The sequence below is a fragment of the Vibrio sp. YT-15 genome (assembly GCF_033337445.1).
Classification (GTDB): Bacteria; Pseudomonadota; Gammaproteobacteria; order Enterobacterales; family Vibrionaceae; genus Vibrio; species Vibrio alginolyticus.
In genome coordinates this window covers 61,987-83,688 of the sequence record NZ_JAWOQR010000006.1, presented here as the reverse complement: position 1 = coordinate 83,688, position 21,702 = coordinate 61,987, and the positions used below count along the sequence as shown (strand labels likewise).

The 21,702-nt window shown below is 43.8% G+C and carries 20 protein-coding genes and 1 other annotated feature; of the genes, 16 read left to right on the top strand and 4 right to left on the bottom strand.

The window, feature by feature from the left end; all coding sequences use genetic code 11:
• The first annotated feature begins 385 nt into the window (after positions 1–385).
• The 4 genes from R7D93_RS13340 to R7D93_RS13325 all read left to right on the top strand — a co-directional run bounded on the left by R7D93_RS13340 (position 386) and on the right by R7D93_RS13325 (position 6,169).
• Positions 386–1,345, top strand: coding sequence for a TIGR01212 family radical SAM protein (locus R7D93_RS13340; RefSeq protein ID WP_017633631.1), 960 nt, complete (start codon positions 386–388; stop codon positions 1,343–1,345).
• Between the two features lie 35 nt (positions 1,346–1,380).
• Positions 1,381–3,126: a GGDEF domain-containing protein gene (locus R7D93_RS13335; RefSeq protein ID WP_225496812.1), complete on the top strand. Its 1,746-nt coding sequence runs from the start codon at positions 1,381–1,383 to the stop codon at positions 3,124–3,126.
• Positions 3,127–3,363: 237 nt separating this feature from the next.
• Positions 3,364–5,718 carry an aerobic respiration two-component sensor histidine kinase ArcB gene (arcB, locus tag R7D93_RS13330; RefSeq protein ID WP_005381826.1) on the top strand — a complete coding sequence of 785 codons (2,355 nt, stop codon included), beginning with the start codon at positions 3,364–3,366 and terminating at the stop codon, positions 5,716–5,718.
• Position 5,719: 1 nt separating this feature from the next.
• Entirely contained in the window at positions 5,720–6,169 is a 450-nt protein-coding gene (locus R7D93_RS13325; RefSeq protein WP_005381825.1) for a hypothetical protein, read from the top strand.
• An 85-nt stretch (positions 6,170–6,254) separates the two neighbouring features.
• Here the strand turns inward: R7D93_RS13325 and arcA are convergent, their stop codons facing one another.
• The gene (gene arcA, locus R7D93_RS13320; RefSeq protein WP_005381824.1) at positions 6,255–6,971 is read right to left on the bottom strand and encodes a two-component system response regulator ArcA; all 717 of its coding nucleotides are present in this window, start codon (positions 6,969–6,971) and stop codon (positions 6,255–6,257) included.
• Positions 6,972–7,332: 361 nt separating this feature from the next.
• On the opposite strand from arcA, the gene R7D93_RS13315 reads away from it, so the two are divergent.
• Together R7D93_RS13315 and R7D93_RS13310 are read left to right on the top strand one after the other, a co-directional pair.
• On the top strand, positions 7,333–7,740 hold the full coding sequence (locus tag R7D93_RS13315; RefSeq protein ID WP_053306886.1) for a DUF3293 domain-containing protein: 408 nt from the start codon (positions 7,333–7,335) through the stop codon (positions 7,738–7,740).
• 64 nt (positions 7,741–7,804) lie between these two features.
• On the top strand, positions 7,805–8,287 hold the full coding sequence (locus tag R7D93_RS13310) for a putative 4-hydroxy-4-methyl-2-oxoglutarate aldolase (RefSeq protein ID WP_005381822.1): 483 nt from the start codon (positions 7,805–7,807) through the stop codon (positions 8,285–8,287).
• Here R7D93_RS13310 and R7D93_RS13305 read toward each other — a convergent pair.
• Positions 8,284–8,742: a ribonuclease regulator gene (locus R7D93_RS13305; protein WP_225496814.1), complete on the bottom strand. Its 459-nt coding sequence runs from the start codon at positions 8,740–8,742 to the stop codon at positions 8,284–8,286. The two genes, R7D93_RS13310 and R7D93_RS13305, sit on opposite strands and share 4 nt — an antisense overlap.
• A gap of 423 nt (positions 8,743–9,165) precedes the next feature.
• On the opposite strand from R7D93_RS13305, the gene thrL reads away from it, so the two are divergent.
• The 5 genes from thrL to R7D93_RS13280 all read left to right on the top strand — a co-directional run bounded on the left by thrL (position 9,166) and on the right by R7D93_RS13280 (position 14,865).
• Positions 9,166–9,243, top strand: a complete 78-nt coding sequence (gene thrL / locus R7D93_RS13300) for a thr operon leader peptide (RefSeq protein ID WP_074192076.1) — start codon at positions 9,166–9,168, stop codon at positions 9,241–9,243.
• Positions 9,179–9,298 (top strand) — a sequence feature (Thr leader region). Its footprint overlaps the gene before it by 65 nt.
• Positions 9,299–9,351: 53 nt before the next feature.
• The gene (gene thrA, locus R7D93_RS13295; protein ID WP_053304351.1) at positions 9,352–11,811 is read left to right on the top strand and encodes a bifunctional aspartate kinase/homoserine dehydrogenase I; all 2,460 of its coding nucleotides are present in this window, start codon (positions 9,352–9,354) and stop codon (positions 11,809–11,811) included.
• A 20-nt stretch (positions 11,812–11,831) separates the two neighbouring features.
• On the top strand, positions 11,832–12,788 hold the full coding sequence (thrB, locus tag R7D93_RS13290; RefSeq protein ID WP_041852994.1) for a homoserine kinase: 957 nt from the start codon (positions 11,832–11,834) through the stop codon (positions 12,786–12,788).
• Positions 12,785–14,065 (top strand): threonine synthase, encoded by a 1,281-nt coding sequence (gene thrC, locus R7D93_RS13285; protein ID WP_061007749.1) that lies wholly within the window; start codon positions 12,785–12,787, stop codon positions 14,063–14,065. The genes thrB and thrC overlap by 4 nt, the downstream gene beginning before the upstream one ends.
• 140 nt (positions 14,066–14,205) lie before the next feature.
• Positions 14,206–14,865 carry an NADPH-dependent FMN reductase gene (locus tag R7D93_RS13280; protein ID WP_054822993.1) on the top strand — a complete coding sequence of 220 codons (660 nt, stop codon included), beginning with the start codon at positions 14,206–14,208 and terminating at the stop codon, positions 14,863–14,865.
• A gap of 111 nt (positions 14,866–14,976) precedes the next feature.
• On the opposite strand, the gene grcA is transcribed toward R7D93_RS13280, so the two are convergent.
• Entirely contained in the window at positions 14,977–15,354 is a 378-nt protein-coding gene (grcA, locus tag R7D93_RS13275) for an autonomous glycyl radical cofactor GrcA (protein WP_005381814.1), read from the bottom strand.
• 326 nt (positions 15,355–15,680) lie between these two features.
• Here grcA and nfo point away from each other — a divergent pair, with 326 nt between their 5' ends.
• The 3 genes from nfo (at position 15,681) to R7D93_RS13260 (ending at position 18,200) form a co-directional block, all read left to right on the top strand.
• Positions 15,681–16,565 (top strand): deoxyribonuclease IV, encoded by an 885-nt coding sequence (nfo, locus tag R7D93_RS13270; protein ID WP_213971589.1) that lies wholly within the window; start codon positions 15,681–15,683, stop codon positions 16,563–16,565.
• Between the two features lie 289 nt (positions 16,566–16,854).
• Positions 16,855–17,535 (top strand): uracil-DNA glycosylase, encoded by a 681-nt coding sequence (ung, locus tag R7D93_RS13265; protein ID WP_005382846.1) that lies wholly within the window; start codon positions 16,855–16,857, stop codon positions 17,533–17,535.
• Between the two features lie 113 nt (positions 17,536–17,648).
• Positions 17,649–18,200 carry a hemerythrin domain-containing protein gene (locus tag R7D93_RS13260; protein ID WP_005381807.1) on the top strand — a complete coding sequence of 184 codons (552 nt, stop codon included), beginning with the start codon at positions 17,649–17,651 and terminating at the stop codon, positions 18,198–18,200.
• A 236-nt stretch (positions 18,201–18,436) separates the two neighbouring features.
• Here the strand turns inward: R7D93_RS13260 and R7D93_RS13255 are convergent, their stop codons facing one another.
• Entirely contained in the window at positions 18,437–18,622 is a 186-nt protein-coding gene (locus tag R7D93_RS13255; protein WP_005381805.1) for a DUF3545 family protein, read from the bottom strand.
• A gap of 721 nt (positions 18,623–19,343) precedes the next feature.
• Between R7D93_RS13255 and R7D93_RS13250 the strand changes: the two genes are divergently transcribed.
• The gene (locus R7D93_RS13250; protein WP_005381800.1) at positions 19,344–20,777 is read left to right on the top strand and encodes an alanine/glycine:cation symporter family protein; all 1,434 of its coding nucleotides are present in this window, start codon (positions 19,344–19,346) and stop codon (positions 20,775–20,777) included.
• A gap of 110 nt (positions 20,778–20,887) precedes the next feature.
• A complete protein-coding gene (gene yaaA / locus R7D93_RS13245) occupies positions 20,888–21,664 on the top strand; it encodes a peroxide stress protein YaaA (protein ID WP_005382848.1) in 777 nt (258 codons plus the stop codon).
• Positions 21,665–21,702: the final 38 nt, after the last annotated feature.

The following is a 21,702-nucleotide window of genomic DNA, read 5'->3' as shown; positions in this document are numbered from 1 at the left end:
ATCCTTGGTGGTATCCCTTTATTTATTATCACTATCTAGTGATTTATATAGGTAGGAGTGGGATAACACCGACAAATCCCGCAGTGTGCTTTGTAATAAAAGTCACAAAAATAACGGGGTTGTGTAAGTATCCTACAATTTTGTCACTTCAGAATGCAATGAAAAACTCGGCGTTGTGACCCAATTTTTCGTTTAATTATGCATTTTTAGTTTAACATTTACGCAACATGAACGATTTTTGTCTTTAATTATGCAAGTTTATTGATTTTGACCCGCATGATGGGTGTTTGAATTGATTAATATTGTGTGTTTTTTCTTGCAGGGATGTAATTTATTTACACAGATCGTAGTGAGATTGATTACGATTTATTGTTGGTGAGAATTTATGCAGTTACATGAGTTGGTCAATACAATCGGCCAAGATCTTCAGCGTCGATACGGTGAAAAGGTTCATAAGTTAACATTGCACGGTGGATTTAGTTGCCCTAACCGCGATGGCACGATTGGGCGGGGAGGATGTACATTTTGCAATGTGGCTTCGTTTGCAGATGAAGAAGTCCAGATAAAAAGCATTCACGAACAGTTAAAAGATCGCGCAGGTGAAATTCACAGAGCGAAGAAATATCTCGCTTATTTTCAGGCCTACACCAGTACCTATGCCGAGGTACAAGTTCTCAAAAACATGTATGAGGAAGCACTAAAGGCTGCAGACATGGTTGGTCTTTGTGTGGGGACGCGTCCTGATTGCGTCCCTGATGCGGTATTGGATTTACTGTCGGGCTATGTACAGCAAGGTTATGAAATTTGGCTAGAACTAGGTCTTCAAACCGCCAACAATGACACCCTAAAACGTATCAATCGTGGTCATGACTTTGAGTGTTATGCCGAAATCACTAAGCGTGCGCGAACACTTGGAATCAAGGTTTGTACTCACTTAATTGTGGGTTTACCCAAAGAAACCCGCGCCGAAAATATTGAAACGCTGCAAAAAGTGTTGGCCGTGGGAACGGATGGCATCAAGTTACATGGCTTGCATATTGTCGAAGGTAGCACCATGGCGAAAGCTTGGCGTGCTGGAAAGCTAGAAGCCCCTGAATTAGAAGAATATGTTGCGATCGCCAGTGAAATGATTCGTATGACACCACCAGATGTGATTTATCATCGCGTTTCATCAGCAGCCAGGAGGCCCACGTTATTATCGCCTCTGTGGTGTGAAAACCGTTGGCTAGCGATGACGGAAATTGGTCGAGATCTCAGTGCTCATGGTGCTCAAGGGAGTCTTACGGGTAATACCTTTATCTATACTAAACCGGAATTAATAGCAGATCGCTCAATAAATAACTGATATATTTTAACCAGTGTTCTTTGAAGGTTTAAACGATGGATCAGTTACTCAATTGGCTTTGGGGTGGTCAAGGCGGTTATGGCTATGTCGTCTTGTTATTAATCGCAGGCGTGTGCGCGTTAGCACTGATCTATTTGCACTTTCAGACATCACTTAAGCAACTAGTAACGGATTCTCCCTATCCAGTCATAGTGGTGGACTCTAGCCATGCTCAGCTCTTGCTATCTAACCAGGCTGCGATGCAGTTATTAGGCATTCGCTCTTTGGGAACGGGGTATTTGTATCCTGCTTTATTCGATATTCATGAGCTTGAGCAGTTTCTCGATCGCTTCTCTAGTCGTCATTTTCGTCAGCAGGCTTTTGAGTGGCGACTATCTGATAGTGAATCTATTAAAGTGGAGCTGTCAGGCAGAAAGAGTTTATTGCGCAATCATCGAGTTTGGATTCTTTATGCTCAGCCATATCAAGCCACTCACCAAGAGCAGCAACAAGAACTTGCCCAATTAATCATCGCACGTTCGGCATTAGACTCACTTTCAGAGCTGATTTGTACCCAAGACCGCCAAGGCAATCTGTTAACGACCAATCGAGCATTTGATCAATTCTGGCAAGGGCGAAGGGAAGAAGCTTGCGCATCCAAGGCCTTGGGTGAGATGACCAGAAAAAGCGAACGTAAATGGACAACGGATCCACAAGGTCGAAGTTGCTTATTGGAAGTCAATCAAAACTCTCTTGTTTCGCCGAGTGGTGAGCTTATCGGTACGCTGTCTATTAGTCATGACGTGACTGAATGGCACAAGATGCAACAGAATCTGCGAGATGAAATGGAGCGTCGCAAAGATACTGAGGTGGCGCTAGCGCAAAGAGATACTATCTTACAAACGATTCTGGATGCCAGTCCGGACTCCATTGGTATTTTCAATGAGAACATGGTCTATCAAGCGTGTAATCAGCCTTTTGTTAAGGCGTTAGGCATTTCAAAAATTTCTGATTTGATAGGTAAGCGCCTCCAAGACGTGATTCCTAAAGAGATGTACGCGCGCTTAGCAGACAGTGACTTAGAAGCATTACGCCAGTTAGAGCCAGTTCGATACATAGATAAAGTCGTGAGTAGTGATGGTAAAAGTACGTGGTTTGATGTGGTGAAATCGCCTTTTAAAGATAAAGCATCAGGAACGAATGGTGTGCTGATCATGGCGCGTGATATTTCTGAGCGTTATCTTGCAGAACAAAAGTTGGAAAAAGCCAACCTAGAGTTAGAAAAATTGAGCTTTATGGATAGCTTAACTCAAGTATCGAACCGACGCCGTTTCGATGAACAACTGCAGGTATTGTGGTACCACCATGCTAGAGAAAAGCTGCCGCTCACCATCATGTTATGTGACATCGACTTTTTCAAAGATTACAACGACTGTTACGGTCACCAACAAGGTGATGAAGCGTTAGTCAGTGTTGCTACCGTGTTTACACAAGTCATCAATCGTTCTTCGGATTGTGTTGCGCGTTATGGTGGCGAGGAGTTTGGTTTTATATTGCCGAATACCACCACGGAAGGTGCGCGCAACGTAGCGCAGCGTATTCATGAGAAAATTCTACAGCTTGATATGGAACACGACAGTTCAGAAGCATCTGAACGCCTTACCGTCAGTATCGGTCTGATCTCTTACATTCCTCAGCATGGTGATGAACCCGAAATGGGCATCGCTATGGCTGACAGTGCGTTATATCAAGCTAAAGCTGATGGACGTAATCGCACCTGTATTCACCCCAGTTCTTGCTAACGCTTTGTGACCGCTTGCTCTAAGTTGATAGCTGATTGTTTAAATCACCGTATTAAACACGTTAAAATTACAGAAGCCTGTGTGCTCGTTGGTTTATCTTTCTATCTCGTGTCACAAGCGCAGATCGCACCGTGTGTTTTTCACTAATCAAACAGACCTAAATTGCGTTAGGTCGAGTGCATTTACCTGTTTTTCATCATCGAATGGCGCTATCTAGCCACCACCATGGAGTAGTTAATGAAACCCATGAAAAATCTCGCCCAGTATTATGTCGACTTGCTAGTCAAACTGGGGATTGTTCGCTTCTCTATTTTGCTAGCCCTTGCGCTGGTGGCATTAGCTGTTGTGGTGCAGGTAGGGATTACTTTAGCTCTCAAAGGGCGAGTAGATGATATCGACATTGTCCGTTCGGTGTTTTTTGGTCTATTGATCACCCCTTGGGCGGTTTACTTCCTCTCTGTGGTTGTCGATCAACTAGAAGAGTCTCGCCAGCGTTTAACTAAGCTGGTGTCCAAACTGAAGGACATGCGTTCGCGAGATCAAGAGCTGAATTACCAACTTCAACAAAACATTGAAAAGCTTAACCAAGAAATTGAAGAGCGTATTAAAGCGGAAGAAGCACGTGAAGAGGCGATGCAAGACCTCGAAAACGAGGTGTTCCAACGCGAACGTACTCAATTAGAGCTGGCAGAACGTACCGCATTACTACGTTCATTTATTGATGCCTCACCAGACTTAATTTACTACCGCAATGCGGATGGTGTTTTCTCTGGCTGTAACCGCGCGATGGAAGAGCTAACGGGCAAGAAAGAGCACCAGTTAGTCGGATTAAGCCCTTGGGATGTGTATAGCAAAGAAATCGCCGAGCATATCGTTGATACTGACCAAAAGGTTTTTGCCGATAATCAAGCGATTACTTACGAGCAATGGCTCGAATACCCAGATGGTCGCAAGCATTACTTTGAGCTGCGTAAAGTGCCATTTTACAGCAAAGATGGCCGCCACCTTGGTCTCGTTGGGTTCGGTCGTGATATCACTGAACGTAAGCGCCATGAAGAGTCGTTAGAGAAAGCAAGCCGCGACAAAACTACCTTCATCTCAACCATCAGTCATGAGCTGCGAACGCCGCTGAATGGCATTGTAGGCTTAAGTCGTATGCTTCTAGATAGTCCGTTGACAGAAGAGCAGCGTAAACACATGCAGACCATCAATGTGAGTGCGATTACGCTAGGTAACATCTTCAACGATATTATCGATATGGATAAATTTGATCGCCGTAAGTTAGAACTATTACCTGCGCCACTTAACTTCGAAGACTTCGTCGCAGAGATTGAGAGTATCTCTGCTCTGATGGCGGAACAAAAAGGGTTACGCTTTGACTTAGAACGTTTAAGCGACTTGCCAAAAGCAATTGAAGTGGATGCAACCCGTCTACGTCAGGTGATTTGGAACTTGGTCAGCAACGCAATGAAGTTCACCAAAGAAGGTGGCGTTGTGATGACAGTGAGCGCGGATGTCGAAGACGATTTTGCGACCATTATTATGGAAGTGGAAGACACTGGTATTGGTATCCCAGACGAAGAGCTAGATAAGATCTTTGCGATGTACTACCAAGTGAAATCAGGCAAGGACAACCTGCATGCGGTCGGTACAGGTATTGGTTTGGCGGTATCTAAGCAACTGATCAATATGATGGATGGTGACATTACGGTTACCAGTGAGGAAGGCTTTGGTAGCACTTTTACTGTATCGATCCACGTTCCGATTGTTGAACTAGCTGAGCCAGTCATTGATGCGAAACGCGACAATGTGCGCCTCAACATATTTATGGTCGAAGACATCGAGCTTAACGTAACTGTGGCTAAATCGTTACTTGAGAGCCTAGGGCACTCTGTCACCGTGGCAATGACGGGCCAAGAAGCGTTAGTGAACTTTGTGCCAGAAAAATACGACTTAGCGTTGTTGGATATCCAACTGCCTGATATGACGGGCTTTGATGTCGCCAATTATTACCGCAAGCATTATAACAATCTTCCTCCATTGGTCGCCTTAACTGCTAATGTAATGAAAGATCGTCGTGAATACTTAGATAACGGCATGGATGATGCGATCAGTAAGCCGCTGGCAGTGAATGCTATTCAGTCAGTGATTGATAAATTCTTCGCTCACCAGTTAGAACAACCTAAGGAAGTGGTGAGCGGTCCCGAAACAGTGGAAGAGCCAGTGCCTTCTCCTGTGATTGAGACACATTTGCTCGATATGGATATGTTAGAGTCTTACGTCGACATTGTTGGTGCAAAACCTGTCTACGACAGCATAAAAATGTTTGAAGATATGATGCCAGACTATATTGATGTCTTAGATTCGAACATGACAGCGAAAGATCAAGATGGGATTGTTTCTGAAGCGCATAAAATCAAAGGTGCTGCAGGTTCAATTGGCCTGAAACGTATCCAAAGTGTGGCGCAAAAAGCGCAATCGCCCGATATGCCTGCATGGTGGGAAAACATTTCAGACTGGGTTGAAGAGATCAAAAATGAATACCAAAACGATATTCAAGTCCTCAAAAGTTGGTTGGAACAAAGGAAATAACATGAAAAGAATCGCACCATTGGCATTAGCCATGGCATTGATGGCAGGCTGTAGTTCCGTTCCAAATGTGAATTGGCAACAAAACAGTCAGATTACGATTAATGAGGTTAATGTTGAGCTCAAAAGTAATTTATGGGTGAACCTCATGCCGAATATTGGGGACGTGGAAGAGCAAAGTATTCAAGGTGCACTTTACCTCGAAGGAGATCAGTTACTTCCTGCAAATCTAACGGCAGAAGCTCTTATTATTAAACAGGGGCAAAAAGAGTGGTTGGTGGACAGTGCGTCTTTAGATACTCGAACGCACAGTGAAAGCCGATGGGAGGTGGCGTTCTCGTCTCACATTGATGTGAACACAGAAAAATCGGTTGATATCGCAGTGCTTCTAGACGATGCGGGTAAACAGCGTTGGTTAGTCGAAAAGTACGTGAAGATTAACAAGGTTTATTAACCGCAATGATGTTGCATTAGTCGTTAGACCTAAAACAAAAAGGGCTTGCTCAATGAGCAAGCCCTTCGGATATTAGCGGTTAAATCTAGTCTTCTAGATCGCCACAGAAGCGGTAACCTTCGCCGTGGATAGTGGCGATGATTTCTGGCGTACCTGAAACAGACTCAAAGTGCTTACGGATACGACGAATCGTTACGTCTACAGTACGGTCGTGTGGCTTAAGTTCACGACCAGTCATCTTCTTAAGAAGATCGGCACGAGTTTGAATCTTACCCGGGTTCTCACAGAAGTGCAGTAGTGCGCGGAACTCAGAGCGAGGTAGCTTGTAGCTATCACCAGCAGGGCTTACTAGAGAGCGGCTGTTGATGTCTAGTACCCAACCGTTGAATTCATACTTTTCTACCGAGCGCTTCTCTTCTTGCACCGCGTTAGAGCTCATTGAGCGACTAAGTAGGTTACGTGCACGAATAGTTAGCTCACGTGGATTGAATGGTTTAGTGATGTAGTCATCTGCACCAATCTCAAGACCTAGGATCTTGTCTACTTCATTGTCACGGCCTGTCAGGAACATTAAAGCAATGTTCGCTTGCTCGCGTAGTTCACGCGCTAGTAGAAGGCCATTCTTGCCTGGAAGATTAATGTCCATAATAACCAAGTTGACTGAGTTATCAGACAACACTTGGTGCATCTCTTCACCGTCACTGGCTTCAAAAACAGCGTATCCCTCTGCTTCAAAAATACTCTTAAGAGTGTTACGAGTTACTTGCTCATCTTCAACGATAAGAATCTGCGGGGTTTGCATTGGCGGTACCTAAATTTGTGACAAAATTGTGCTAATAGAATAAATTCTAGGCAAAAATATAACATACAGGTAATGTGATTTTGATAATAAATCAAGTTGATCAAAAAAACACTTCTTTCAGTTATCCGCCCTCCATGGAATTTTGCCAACTCACCAGTATCCAATGGCGACGTTTATTCTAAAGGGCTTGTTTACCTTTCATTTCCTGCTTTCAGTGGGGCCTGAAACGTAAACACCCTAAGATATTGAGCGGATTTTATATTGTTAACAGCATGCTAACAATGCTCAAATGTTAATTCCATTCAGTTTGTTGATTTATATCAATTGATGAAATGTAACTGTTATTAATCGTTTAAGACTTATGATAGAAAAAAGTAATACGAACATAGACGCATCGTTATGGAATGCTTATTCAGAATCTTTTTTCAGATTCGAAGCCGAGTGGCGTGTTTCAAACTATGCTGTGATAACCGCTTGGAACCCATACAGTAACTTGAGGTCCAAAGAAGAGAACAGCATAAACAATCACGCGTTAGAAAAACAGCTACAGCACGTTAATTACGCGCCTGTCACGGTAGGTGATAGCGCTTTTACATGGTATGAGGAAAGCTTTGCCGTCGAGTTGTCGCCAGAGGTAGCCGTTGAATTGGCGAATGACTTTCAACAAAACGCGATTTATTACGTCATTAATGACCAACTTTATCTTATTGCGTGCTCGCAGCCGAAAGTTTTTCATACGTTAGGCTCCATTAAACCTCGGCTCGTATAGAAGGTATAGAAAAGGATACTGCTCACTGAAGCATCGCTTGGGTGAGAAAATTCACGGAGGAAATATGAGAGACATTACACCCGATATTTGTGACCAATTTGAAGACCAAGTGAGCTTGCTTACTTTACCATTGCAGAACTTTGGTCAACGTAGCGCTTTTTACGGTGAAATCGTTACGGTGCGCTGCTATCACGATAACTCGAAAGTGCGTGAAGTACTGGGCGAAGATGGAACGGGTAAAGTATTGATTGTTGACGGGCATGGATCGTGTCAGAGAGCATTACTCGGCGATCAATTAGCGATACTCGGAATAGAAAATGGGTGGGAAGGCATCATTGTCTATGGTGCAATACGCGACGTAGCACAAATATCTCAAATGGACATTGGCGTTCAAGCTCTTGGAACTAACCCGTTTAAAACAGAGAAACGCGGGATAGGAGAGGTAAACGTAACCTTAACGATGCAAAACCAAATCGTTCAACCTAAGCACTACGTTTACGCGGACTGGAACGGTGTATTGATTTCTAAGCAAAAGCTGGACTTCTAAAAACGAAAGCCTAAACCAACCTCAAAGCCTTGTTGCCAATCTTGGTAATCAAGAGTCGCGTGAAGATCCAGTTTATCGGTAATTTTTACGCGACTTGATACTTCAGCCGCGAGGCTGCTGTCGTCTTGGCGAATACCTTCCGCTGTTTCGTTCTTGTAAGAGCGAACTGTACTTTTCAGCGTGACACGATCATTAAAGTGATAGCTGATCCCACTCAAAAAACCACTTTGATTTTGGGTAGGAGAGTTATTGACTCGCGCACCGACATAAACGTCTACCGAATCAAAAAGTTCGTAGGCGTAACCCGTATCGATATTCCAAACATCAAAACTGTCAGCGCTGGAAATGAATAGTTTATGAGGAGAAGGGGATGTTTTACCTGGAAGCGGCGGAAGCTCGTTGGCTAGACAAACACCAGGCACAAAAAACAGCAACAGAAAAAGCCATCTTTTCATGTTCACCACTCCTTGTGTCAACTTTTTTATTAGTATGCGCCCAAAGCTTCTCACTATTAAAGCATAGAATATGAAAGCTAGCTCACCTATTTTCTAAATAATTCGATCCTATGAACATAAGTCACAGTTAAGTTGTTGTTATGTGTCACAACCCTCTCGAATTATTTGATCGTACGTTTTATGGCACAGATTAGACTAGTTATTAGATAAAAAACCGAACTGGTGATGATAGTTAAGTCCTTTACAAAAACTAACTGTAGATTTCCAAATGATCAATAATGTGTAATTAACTATAAATATCAATGACATTGCTTAGCAGAAATCTCTGAAAGATGGAAAAACAAACAATTTTTTGTTGACTATGTATCAGAAACTCGGTAAACGTAGAGTTAAGCAAACACAATTAACGTTGAATATTTATTTATGCCATCTAACAGCCTAGTAGTAATGACCACGACCATTATTATTACCGACACGACACATGTTGGGGCAGGCTGCTGAGCGAAAGAAATTCACAAAAAAGGCCTGTATCCAACAAGATACAGGCCTTTTTTTATGCTTTTTTATCCAGAATTTAGACAAATTTAAGAAGATATACCGGAGGAAGGGATGCGAGTATTGAAGTTTGGCGGATCATCACTAGCTGATGCAGATCGCTTTTTGAGAGCGGCAGACATTATTGCCAATAACGCTCAACAAGAAGAAGTAGCGGTTGTTCTTTCCGCTCCTGGTAAAACAACAAACAAATTGGTTGCGGTCATTGAAGGCGCATTGCGCAATGGTGAAGCAGAACTACAAATCAAAGAGTTGGAGGAGTCGTTTAAAACGCTCTTCACTCAAATCCAAGCAGTACTACCCAATATCGATGGTTCAGCTTTCGATAACCAAGTGAAAACTTCTCTCTCTCAATTACGCCAGTTCGTTCATGGCATCAACCTTCTTGGCATGTGCCCAAATAACGTCAATGCACGCATCATCAGCAAAGGCGAACGCGTTTCAATTCAATTGATGAAGGCAGTGCTTGAAGCGAAAGGCCAACCTGCGCATCTTATCGACCCAGTCGAGTATCTATACGCAAAAGGCGATCACCTAGAAGCCATGGTCGATGTTGAAGTTTCGACTCAGAACTTCCGCCAGAATCCTCTTCCTCAAGGTCATGTGAACATCATGCCTGGTTTTACTGCCGGTAACGAGAAAGGTGAACTAGTTACACTAGGTCGTAATGGTTCAGACTACTCAGCGGCGGTTCTTGCGGCGTGTCTGCGCGCAGATTGTTGTGAGATCTGGACTGACGTAGACGGTGTATACAACTGCGACCCTCGTTTAGTGGAAGATGCTCGCTTACTTAAATCTCTTAGCTACCAAGAAGCAATGGAGCTTTCTTACTTCGGTGCTTCCGTTTTGCATCCGAAGACCATTGCTCCTATCGCGCAGTTCCACATCCCATGTCTGATCAAAAACAGCTTTAACCCACAAGGTGCAGGAACTCTGATTGGGCAAGACACTGGTGAAGACAATCTGGCGATCAAAGGTATCACGACGCTAAACGACCTAACCATGGTTAACGTCTCCGGCCCAGGTATGAAGGGTATGGTTGGCATGGCAAGCCGCGTATTTGGCGCAATGTCTTCCGCTGGTGTGTCTATTGTTCTTATTACTCAGTCTTCTTCTGAGTACAGCATTAGCTTCTGTATTGAGGCAGAAGATAAAGCAAAAGCGCAACAAGTACTGGCCGATGCGTTTGAGTTGGAACTGAAAGATAGCTTATTAGAGCCGGTCGAGTTTATTGATAATGTTTCAATCATAACGTTGGTTGGTGACGGCATGCGTACATCGCGCGGTGTTGCATCTCGCTTCTTCTCATCTCTTGCTGAAGTGAACGTAAACATTGTAGCCATCGCACAGGGCTCATCTGAGCGTGCAATCTCAGCCGTGATTCCTGAAGATAAAATCTCTGAAGCGATCAAAGCGTGTCACGAGAACCTATTCAACTCTAAGCACTTCTTAGACGTATTCGTGGTTGGTATTGGCGGCGTTGGTGGTGAGCTGGTGGATCAGATCGAGCGTCAACAGGCGAAGCTTGCGGAAAAAGGCATCGTTATTCGCGTGTGTGGCTTGGCAAACAGCAAAGGTCTTCTGCTTGATAGTGAAGGTCTGCCACTCGATCATTGGCGTGATCGTATGTCGGCTGCGACAGAAGAGTTCAGCCTAGCGCGTTTGATTTCTTTGGTTCAACGTAACCACATCATCAACCCAGTATTGGTTGACTGTACATCAAGTGAAGATATCGCGAACCAATACGCTGATTTCCTAGCTGCTGGTTTCCATGTCGTTACACCAAATAAAAAAGCAAATACAGCAAGCATGGCTTACTACCATCAGCTTCGCGATGTTGCGCGCAGCTCTCGTCGCAAGCTGATGTACGAAACAACTGTGGGGGCGGGTCTACCGGTAATCGAAAACCTGCAAAACCTAATCTCAGCGGGTGATGAGCTAGAGCGCTTCAGCGGTATTCTTTCTGGCTCTCTGTCATACATCTTCGGTAAGTTAGATGAAGGTATGAGCCTAAGTGAAGCAACTAATATCGCAAAAGAAAATGGTTTTACTGAACCGGATCCTCGTGATGACCTTTCTGGTATGGATGTCGCGCGTAAGCTTCTGATCCTAGCTCGTGAAGCTGGCATGTCTCTAGAACTAGAAGACGTTGTGGTTGATCAAGCACTGCCACCAGGTTTTGATGATTCTGGTAGCGTTGATGAATTTATGGCGCGTTTACCTGAAGCAGACGCCTACTTTAAAGAATTATCTGCAAAGGCAGCGGAAGAAGGCAAAGTACTGCGCTACGTTGGTGAGATTAATGAGGGCAAGTGCACAGTAAGCATCGCAGCGGTGGATGAAAACGATCCAATGTATAAAATCAAGGACGGTGAAAACGCACTGGCATTTTACAGCCGTTACTATCAGCCAATCCCACTAGTGTTACGTGGCTATGGTGCAGGCACCGAAGTAACGGCTGCGGGTGTATTTTCTGACGTGATGCGTACTTTAGGTTGGAAACTAGGGGTATAACAATAATGAGTTCAAGTGATATGGATGTAGTGGTTTATGCCCCAGCATCAATTGGTAATGTAAGCGTTGGCTTTGATGTGCTGGGGGCGGCGGTGTCCCCAGTGGATGGGACCTTGCTAGGTGACAGAGTGCAAGTTAAGGCAGGGACTGAGCCGTTCAGTCTGAAAACTGCGGGTAATTTTGTCTCTAAGTTGCCTACAGAGCCAAAAGAAAACATCGTTTACGATTGTTGGCTGGTGTTTTCTCGCGAGCTAGATAAAAAAGGTGTTGAGCTAAAACCACTTGAAATGACGCTAGAAAAGAACATGCCAATAGGCTCAGGTTTAGGCTCAAGTGCATGTTCTATCGTGGCGGCGCTGGATGCTTTAAACCGATTCCATGGTCAACCGCTGAATGAGACTGAGCTGCTAGCACTGATGGGGGAAATGGAAGGCAAGATCTCTGGTGGTATTCACTACGATAACGTCGCGCCGTGTTACCTTGGTGGTGTCCAGTTGATGCTTGAAGAGTTGGGTATCATCAGTCAAGAAGTGCCTTGTTTTGATGATTGGTACTGGGTGATGGCGTATCCGGGAATCAAAGTATCAACAGCAGAAGCGCGTGAGATCCTACCATCTCAATATCGCCGACAAGATATCATCGCTCATGGTCGTCACCTTGCGGGCTTTATTCATGCGTGTCATTCTGGTCAGCCAGAACTTGCTGCAAAAATGATCAAAGACGTGATCGCAGAACCGTATCGTGAGAAACTGCTTCCAGGTTTTGCGAATGCACGTCAATACGCAGCGTCTGCGGGTGCATTGGCAACCGGTATTTCTGGCAGTGGTCCGACACTGTTCAGTATTTGCAAAGAGAAAGATGTCGCTGAGCGAGTTGCTCGCTGGTTAGAACAAAACTACGTACAAAACGAAGAAGGATTCGTCCACGTTTGTCGTCTAGATAAGCAGGGTTCGAAAGTAACAGGAAGTGAGCTATGAAGCTTTACAATATAAAAGAAAATGATGAACAAGTTTCCTTTGGCCAAGCCGTTCGCCAAGGGTTAGGCCGTAACCAAGGTCTATTTTTCCCATCGGAATTACCAAAATTTGAAGATATCGATGCGCTGCTTGCAGAAGACTTTGTCTCTCGTAGCACTAAGATTCTATCAGCGTTAATTGGCGATGAACTTGCAGAAGAGCAAGTGAATGCTCTTGTTGATGCTGCATTCCAATTCCCTGCGCCTATCAACCAAGTAAAAGACGGTGTTTACGCACTGGAACTGTTCCATGGTCCAACGCTTGCGTTTAAAGACTTTGGTGGTCGCTTTATGGCGCAATCTCTGGCTGCGGTTTCGGATGGCGGCAAGATTACTATTCTGACTGCAACTTCTGGCGATACTGGCGCAGCCGTTGCGCATGCTTTCTACGGTATGGAAGACATCAACGTTGTGATTCTTTATCCGAAAGGCAAAATCAGCCCGCTGCAAGAGAAGCTATTCTGTACGCTTGGTAAAAACATTCACACTGTTGCGATCGATGGTGACTTCGATGCGTGTCAGGCTCTGGTTAAGCAAGCTTTTGATGACTCTGCACTGCGTGAAGAGATCGGTCTGAACTCTGCAAACTCGATCAACATCAGCCGTTTGATGGCGCAAATCTGTTACTACTTTGAAGCAGCTGCGCAAATGAGCAAACAAGAGCGTGAAAACCTAGTCGTGTCTGTACCAAGTGGTAACTTTGGTAACCTAACTGCTGGTCTACTGGCAAAAGCGCTGGGCTTGCCTATCAAACGCTTTATCGCTGCAACGAATGCCAATGACACGGTTCCTCGCTACCTAGAAACAGGTAAGTGGGAGCCAAAACCAACAGTCGCAACAACATCGAACGCGATGGACGTGAGCCAACCAAACAACTGGCCTCGTATTGAAGAGCTGTGTCGCGTGAAAGAGTGGGGCTTGGAGACGCTAGGTAAAGGTGCAGTATCTGATGAGCAAAGCGCACAGTCAGTAAAAGATCTATACAGCATGGGTTACCTGTGTGAACCGCACGGTGCGATTGCTTACCGCGTTCTTGAAGAACAATTGCAAGACGGTGAAACCGGTCTGTTCCTATGTACTGCTCACCCTGCGAAGTTCAAAGAAGTGGTGGATGATATTCTAGAATCAGATATCGACCTTCCTGCGCCACTAGCGAAGCACGCTGCGATGGAGCTGCTATCGGAAGATCTCGACGCAGACTTTGACGCACTGAAGCAAGTACTGCGCCGCGTGCAGTAAGCTTCAAAAATACAGTCAGTATCAAAAACACAAATAACGAGAGGTGAATGAGCAATCATTCACCTTTTTTATTGTCGGTAAGTTTTAACTCTCTTTATGATTGAGAAACGAACTTAACTAAATGAGATGGAAAGAGAAGCATGCATTTTTTGATTTTTCTAGGTTCGGTGAGAGACAGCACGCCACCAAGACCAGCCCGTTTAGGAATGCGAGTCAGTAGAGCGTGTGAAAAACTCATCGTGAGTCAGCATTCGCAACATACTGTCGAAATCATTGACCCATTGGACTATGACTTTGGCGATGTGTTTAAGCCCGAGTTTGCTTATCACCGCTCTAAAGTGCCAGAGCACCTAAGCGAGTTGGCAAACAAAATCAAACATGCCGATGGGTATGTGATGGTTAGCCCGGAATACAACCATTCGATGAGTCCAGCCTTGGCAAACATGCTTAACCATTTTGGCAGTTCGCTGTTTTCCTATAAGCCAAGTGCGATCGTGACCTACTCTGCTGGGCAATGGGGTGGTGCTCGTGCTGCAGTGTCGATGCGTACTTTCTTATCTGAGCTGGGGTGCTTGCCTGTGTCGGCAATGATCCATATTCCGAAAGCACAAGAGGTGTTTGATGAACAGGGCGTTGCTGCGGATGAGTCGGATCAGGTGCAGTGGGACAGCTATATGAATCGCACTATGTATCAATTGATTTGGTGGGCAGAAGGGGCGTCACTGCAAAGAGATAGGCTTGATCCAACCTCTTTAGCGCAAGCGTTTCAGAAAGATCCTTCGCAAAGAAATGCACCTTAGAGGCGAGTTGCTTTCCATTATAGAAAGGGTTTAGAAGGATTCTGAAACAAAAAAAGCTTGGTCATTGCTGACCAAGCTTTTTAAATTCTAGCGAGCTAGTTTACTGAGAGATTATAGAGTCTCAGTAAAAGTACGAGCGATTACATCACGTTGTTGCTCTGGAGTTAGCGAGTTAAAACGTACTGCGTAACCAGAAACACGAATAGTTAGTTGTGGGTATTTCTCTGGGTGTGCAACTGCATCTTCTAGTGTTTCGCGTTTAAGCACGTTCACGTTTAGGTGTTGGCCGCCTTCGATACGAGGAGCAGTTTCGATTGCAACTTCACGGCTTTCGTATTCACCTAGGTCGCTGATTGCGATAACTTGGTCTGCTTCGTAGCCAGCAGTTGCAGCAACACAGCGAGCTTCATTTTTTTCGCTATCTAATAGCCAGATAGAGTTTAGTAGGTCGTCGTTTGCCGCTTTTGTAATTTGGATACCTTGGATCATCACTATCTCCTAGACCACTTACGTGGTGATTATTGGTGTTAATTTTCGAATTTTCGTTGAGCTGAGTATTATATAGCTAATATCCACTATTTTAATATTGATTTAAGTCAAAAAACAACCAAAAACATTATTTTTATTAAGGTAATTTTATTGAGTTAAATCAATAAAACCTTTGAAAACAAAATAATTACAATTTATTTGATAATATAAAAAATATTTAATAACTGGTTTTGTTGTAAATTTACTACAAATTGAGATTAAAGTTTAAACTGGTTAACGCAACTATCTGTATTTAGGTAGCAATACTGAAAGTCTAAAGTGATTAAATGACAAACATGAAAAACAAGCTTGGGAATAAACTCATTGGTGCACATGTCTCTGCTGCTGGTGGGGTCGATCAAGCTCCGTTGATAGCTCGTGAAATTGGCGCGAATGCCTTCGCACTATTTACAAAAAACCAACGCCAGTGGGTGGCGAAGCCTTTAGAAGCAAAAACCATCAGTGCGTTTAAAGCGAACTGTAAAATGCTGGGTTTCGGAGCAGAGCATATTCTTCCCCATGATTCTTATCTGATTAACTTGGGTGCGCCGGAAGAAGAAAAGCTGAATAAATCCCGCGCGGCATTTATTGATGAAATGGAGCGTTGTAATCAGTTGGGGCTGACTTTGCTTAACTTCCATCCGGGTAGTCACCTAAAGAAAGTCTCTGAACAGGAGTGCCTCGCGATGATCGCCGAGTCGATCAATCTTGCGCATAAAGCGGTGCCGAATGTGATCGCTGTTATCGAGAATACGGCAGGTCAAGGCACTAACTTAGGCTGGAAGTTTGAACACCTTGCTGAAATCATCGAGCAAGTGGAAGATAAAGATCGTGTCGGCGTTTGTATTGATACCTGCCATACCTTTACGGCTGGTTATGACTTACGTACAAAAGAAGATTGCGAGCGCACCTTTGCAGAGTTCGACCGTATCGTAGGTATGCACTATTTAAGAGCAATGCATCTAAATGATTCAAAAGTAGAGTTTGCCAGCAAAGTAGATCGCCACCATTCTCTTGGTAAAGGAGAGATCGGGTGGGATTGCTTTGAGTACATCGCGAAAGACCCTCGTTTTGATGGTATCCCTCTGATTTTAGAAACAATTGATCCAGATATTTGGCAGCAAGAGATCAACACGTTGCGTCAATTCCATTTAGCGGCCATTGACAGTTAATGGCGTAACCACAAAGTTGGCACCTTTCTTTCTTAGTCATTGAACATCAATCTCTGAATTAGCAAAGAAGGATGCCAACATGTCTCGACCATTCTCTTTTACTCCTTATACTTACACTCGTCGTGTGCTTCGCTTACCGATGCCTAATCGTCACATTACCGGACAGGGGCATTTTCGAACGCCACAGAAGCATTAGTCTTTTATTACTTGTCTCAAGTTCGTGGTAAGTTTTTGTTTGTTTGAGTTTCGCTCGTTAGAATAGAAGCAAAATTTAGGACAGGAACTTTCCATGAATCAGTCACCCACTTGGCACGATGTGATCGGCGAAGAGAAAAAGCAGAGCTACTTTGTAGACACCTTGAATTTTGTTGAAGCCGAACGCGCCGCAGGCAAAGCTATTTTTCCTCCCGCAAAAGATGTCTTTAACGCGTTTCGTTTTACCGAGTTCAAAGACGTTAAGGTCGTGATTCTAGGACAAGACCCATACCACGGCCCAAATCAGGCGCATGGCCTGTGTTTCTCTGTACTTCCTGGCATTAAAACGCCACCGTCACTGGTTAATATGTATAAAGAGCTGGCGCAAGATATTGAAGGTTTCCAAATCCCTCAGCATGGTTTTTTGCAAAGCTGGGCTGAACAAGGCGTATTGTTACTCAATACGGTATTAACGGTGGAGCAAGGTAAAGCGCATTCACATTCAAAGACAGGTTGGGAAACGTTTACTGATCGAGTGATTGAAGCCATTAATCAGCATCAAGAAGGTGTAGTGTTCTTGCTGTGGGGTTCACATGCACAGAAGAAAGGTCGTTTTATCGATCGCAATAAGCACCATGTGTTAGCTGCCCCACACCCATCGCCACTTTCTGCACATCGAGGCTTTTTCGGTTGTAAGCATTTCTCTCAAGCAAACCAGTTGCTTACATCACAAGAAAAAGCACCAATTAACTGGCATTTGCCATTAACGGTATAAATGAAGAGACAGCGATCATGGATGCTATGATCGCTGTTTTTTTGAGCATGCTCGAGGCTGATAGTAAATTTCTCATGTACACTTACTAAAAGTAGGTGTTAAGGAGAGACGCTATGATGATCGAAAGAATTCGACGCGAACATGGTTATATGGTTCGTCTGTTGGCGATACTGCGCCATAAGCTTAATGAGATAAAAAAAGAACGTGTAATCAACTATGCGTTAGTAAGCGAGATTGTTGATTACCTCTCTAATCATTCGGAGAAAGTACACCACCCGAAAGAAGATATCCTCTATCACCACTTTCTTGAACACTATGGTAAGCAACAAACCATGGAAAATTTAGAGAAAGAACATCTAGAGTTAGCGAGTAAAACCAGAGAGTTTTCATCCGTGATAGAGATGATCCTTCAGGATGCTGTTGTGCCACAAGACATGTTTGTCGCTCACCTAGAAGATTTCATAGAATCGCAAAGGCACCACTTGGAGCTAGAAGAGCGAAAAATTTTGCCTCTCATTGAAGAGTTATTTACCACAGAAGATTGGCAGCATGTCGAGAGCTTATGGAGCGTCAGTGAGGATGATCCTGTGTTTGGTGACACGATTGCTGATCGTTATAAGCAGTTGGCCGAACGTGTTCGTCAAAGTGATACTGAGTATGTTTAAGCCTGAGTGATGAAACCTGAGCGAGCGAAAGCCGTCTCTCGGGTTTGTGAGATACATTTCTTATTTATTGGGAATCAACCGAAAATTTAGTGTGCATATTTCTCGGCAAAAAGTACGGAAGATTCTCATTCAGTAATAATGGTATTCATACTTAAACCTTGGTACATAAACTCACGGTGTTTACGGTCACTGTAAACAAAAAACAAAAGGCACCTGTAAGGTGCCTTTTGTTTGAATTAGAGTTTAATGTCTTCCAAGTTATAATCGGTACAGACATCAAGTTCGCGCAGCTCTTTAAGCAAATTGCGTCTGTCGTTCATCTCTTCTATTTCACGCCACTTTCGCTTTACTGGTTTGGCACGAGATTTGGTTGTTGAGGTAGTATCCAGATTAAAAATGTCATCTAGTTGAAAGCCTTCCATAAGCCACCTTTACCTTTCTTAAGCTAAACTGTTGTAACCAGTCCTTGTGGAGTTTTTTAAGTACCACAATAGCCGTGAGAATAACCATGATATATTTCGCATTTGTGTCGGTAGCATGACATTTTCGTGCAAAAATATTCTCAAAATCACACTTTTTATTGCAACGATGTGGATAAAAAATGCACAAACGATCTCAAGAAAACGATTAAATAGAGAGATTTTCTATGTTAATTCGATTTGATGAATGGGTGCACTGCGCAAAGGTTAAAGTTGCATAAAATCAGTTTGATGAAATAGTGTTCAATTAGATGGTAAGTCACTAGCGTAAATTTATGTAACACCTTGTGAATACTAGCTTGTTCTTGTTTATACGGTTTGCCATTCCATTTAATGAAAAATAATTATTTATGTTGGTGTTTGGTAATTGAAATGTTGCGCAGTTTGAGTGTTAAGTCTTCTATTTATGTTATTTTTTGGTGACTTTATAGTGAAAAATAACAATGTTATTCTTTTTGTTGCATATTGATTTTTGCGCTCCTAGGTTGCATTATCCGCCCGTCAAAAAATACGCTGGTACGTAAAATGGATGCATGAAGCGACGTTTACGATTCTAGATTGCCCATAAACATTACTTAAAAAGCTAAGCACACTTTGACACTTAGCAGGCAATTTGGTGGATGGCTAGGACGCATAGACTGGCGCAACTCACTTTGAGGTACACATGACAGACTTAATCAATTTGATGAACGATCTCCTCTGGGGCTCGATTCTGGTTTATCTTCTTGTTGGTGTTGGTATTTACTTCACCGTTCGATTAGGGTTCATTCAGTTCCGCCATTTCGGCCACATGTTCTCTGTTCTTAAGAACAGCCGTAAAGCAGACAAAGCTGGTATTTCCTCTTTCCAAGCGCTTTGTACTAGTCTTGCTGCACGTGTCGGTACAGGTAACATGGCGGGCGTTGCAGTTGCATTGACTGCGGGTGGTCCTGGTGCGATCTTCTGGATGTGGCTGATTGCAATGCTTGGTATGGCAACATCGTTTGCCGAGAGCACACTGGCGCAGCTATACAAAACCAAAGATGATGATGGCAACTACCGTGGTGGCCCTGCCTACTACATGGAAAAAGGCCTGGGCATGCGTTGGATGGGCGTGTTGTTCTCAGTTTTCCTAATCATCGCTTTTGGTTTGGTATTCAACGCCGTACAAGCTAACTCAATTGCCAATGCAATGAGCAACGCATTTGGTTGGAATAACCTGTATGTTGGTATTGCCGTTGTTTTACTGTCTGCAATTGTTATTTTCGGTGGCATCAAGCGTATCGCAAGAGTTGCTGAGATGATCGTTCCGATCATGGCACTACTTTATCTAGCCCTAGCGCTGTTCATCATGTTCTCTAACCTAGAGAAATTACCTGATGTATTGATGCTTATCTTTAAGAGTGCATTTGGTCTGCAAGAAGCAGCAGCAGGTGGTCTTGGCTACGCAATTGCACAGGCAATGATTAACGGTATCAAGCGCGGTCTATTCTCGAATGAAGCAGGTATGGGTTCTGCACCTAACGCGGCAGCTTCAGCAACACCTTACCCACCACACCCAGCGTCTCAAGGTTACGTACAGATGCTAGGCGTGTTCATGGATACGATCGTTATCTGTTCTGCAACAGTGGCTATCATCCTGATGTCTGGTGAGTATGTCGGTCAAGCAACAGAAGTGACGGGTATCGAGCTAACTCAGCGAGCATTGAGCTCACAAGTTGGCGATTGGGGCGGCATCTTTGTTGCTGTGGCAATCTTCTTCTTTGCGTTTACTTCAATCATTGCAAACTACTCGTATGCTGAAACGAACTTAATCTTCCTAGAGCACAATCATAAAGCGGGCTTAAGCATTTTCCGCGTTATTGTTCTTGGTATGGTGATGTTTGGTGCACTAGCTTCGTTACCAGTCGTATGGTCGCTTGCTGACGTCTCTATGGGTCTGATGGCGATAGTCAACTTGGTGGCGATCATCTTGCTATCTGGCATCGTGATTAAACTGGCAAAAGATTACAACCGCCAGCTTGGTGAAGGCAAAGTGCCAACATTTGATGCGAATGACTTCCCAGAGCTGAAATCTCAGCTTGAAGAAGGCATTTGGTACAACGATAAAAAAGACTAAGTGAGCTATCACTCATAGTTGAAAGCTATTAGTACGATGTAAAAAGCCATGCAGACAATGCATGGCTTTTTTTGTACCCTATTAAAAACAAAATTAGAGAAGGGAAAGTCATGCTTATCGTAGTTTCTCCAGCGAAGACTCTTGATTACGAGTCTCCGTTAGCGACAGAAAAATTTACTCAACCTGAGTTGGTCGAATACTCAAAAGAGCTTATCGATGTTTGCCGCAAACTGACTCCTGCTGATGTTGCCTCTTTAATGAAAGTGAGCGACAAGATTGCCGATTTAAATGTGGGCCGATTCCAAGAATGGAGTGAAACGTTTACCACGGAAAACTCACGACAAGCCATTCTTGCATTTAAAGGTGACGTTTACACAGGTCTAGACGCCGAAAGTTTATCTGAAGCGGACTTCGAATATGCTCAAGATCATCTGCGTATGCTATCGGGTCTTTATGGCTTACTAAAACCACTTGATTTGATGCAGCCATACCGTCTTGAAATGGGTACCAAGCTTGCAAACGACAAGGGTACGAACTTGTACCAGTTTTGGGGCAATGTAATTACGGACAAGCTTAACGAAGCGATTTCTGCTCAAGGTGATAATGTCCTTATCAACCTTGCATCAAATGAATACTTTAAAGCGGTTAAGCCAAAGAATTTAGATGCGCAAGTGATCACGCCAGTATTCAAAGATTGTAAGAATGGTCAATACAAGGTCATCAGTTTTTACGCGAAGAAAGCGCGCGGTATGATGGCGCGTTACATCATTGAAAACCGTGTTGAGAGCGTGGCAGACCTGACTAAGTTTGATACGGCGGGTTACTACTTTGTGGAAGATGAATCGACGCCAACAGAGTTAGTATTTAAACGTGAAGAGCAAAAATAAAGCTGATTGAGACGTAGTCTACGTTAATCTCTATCAGC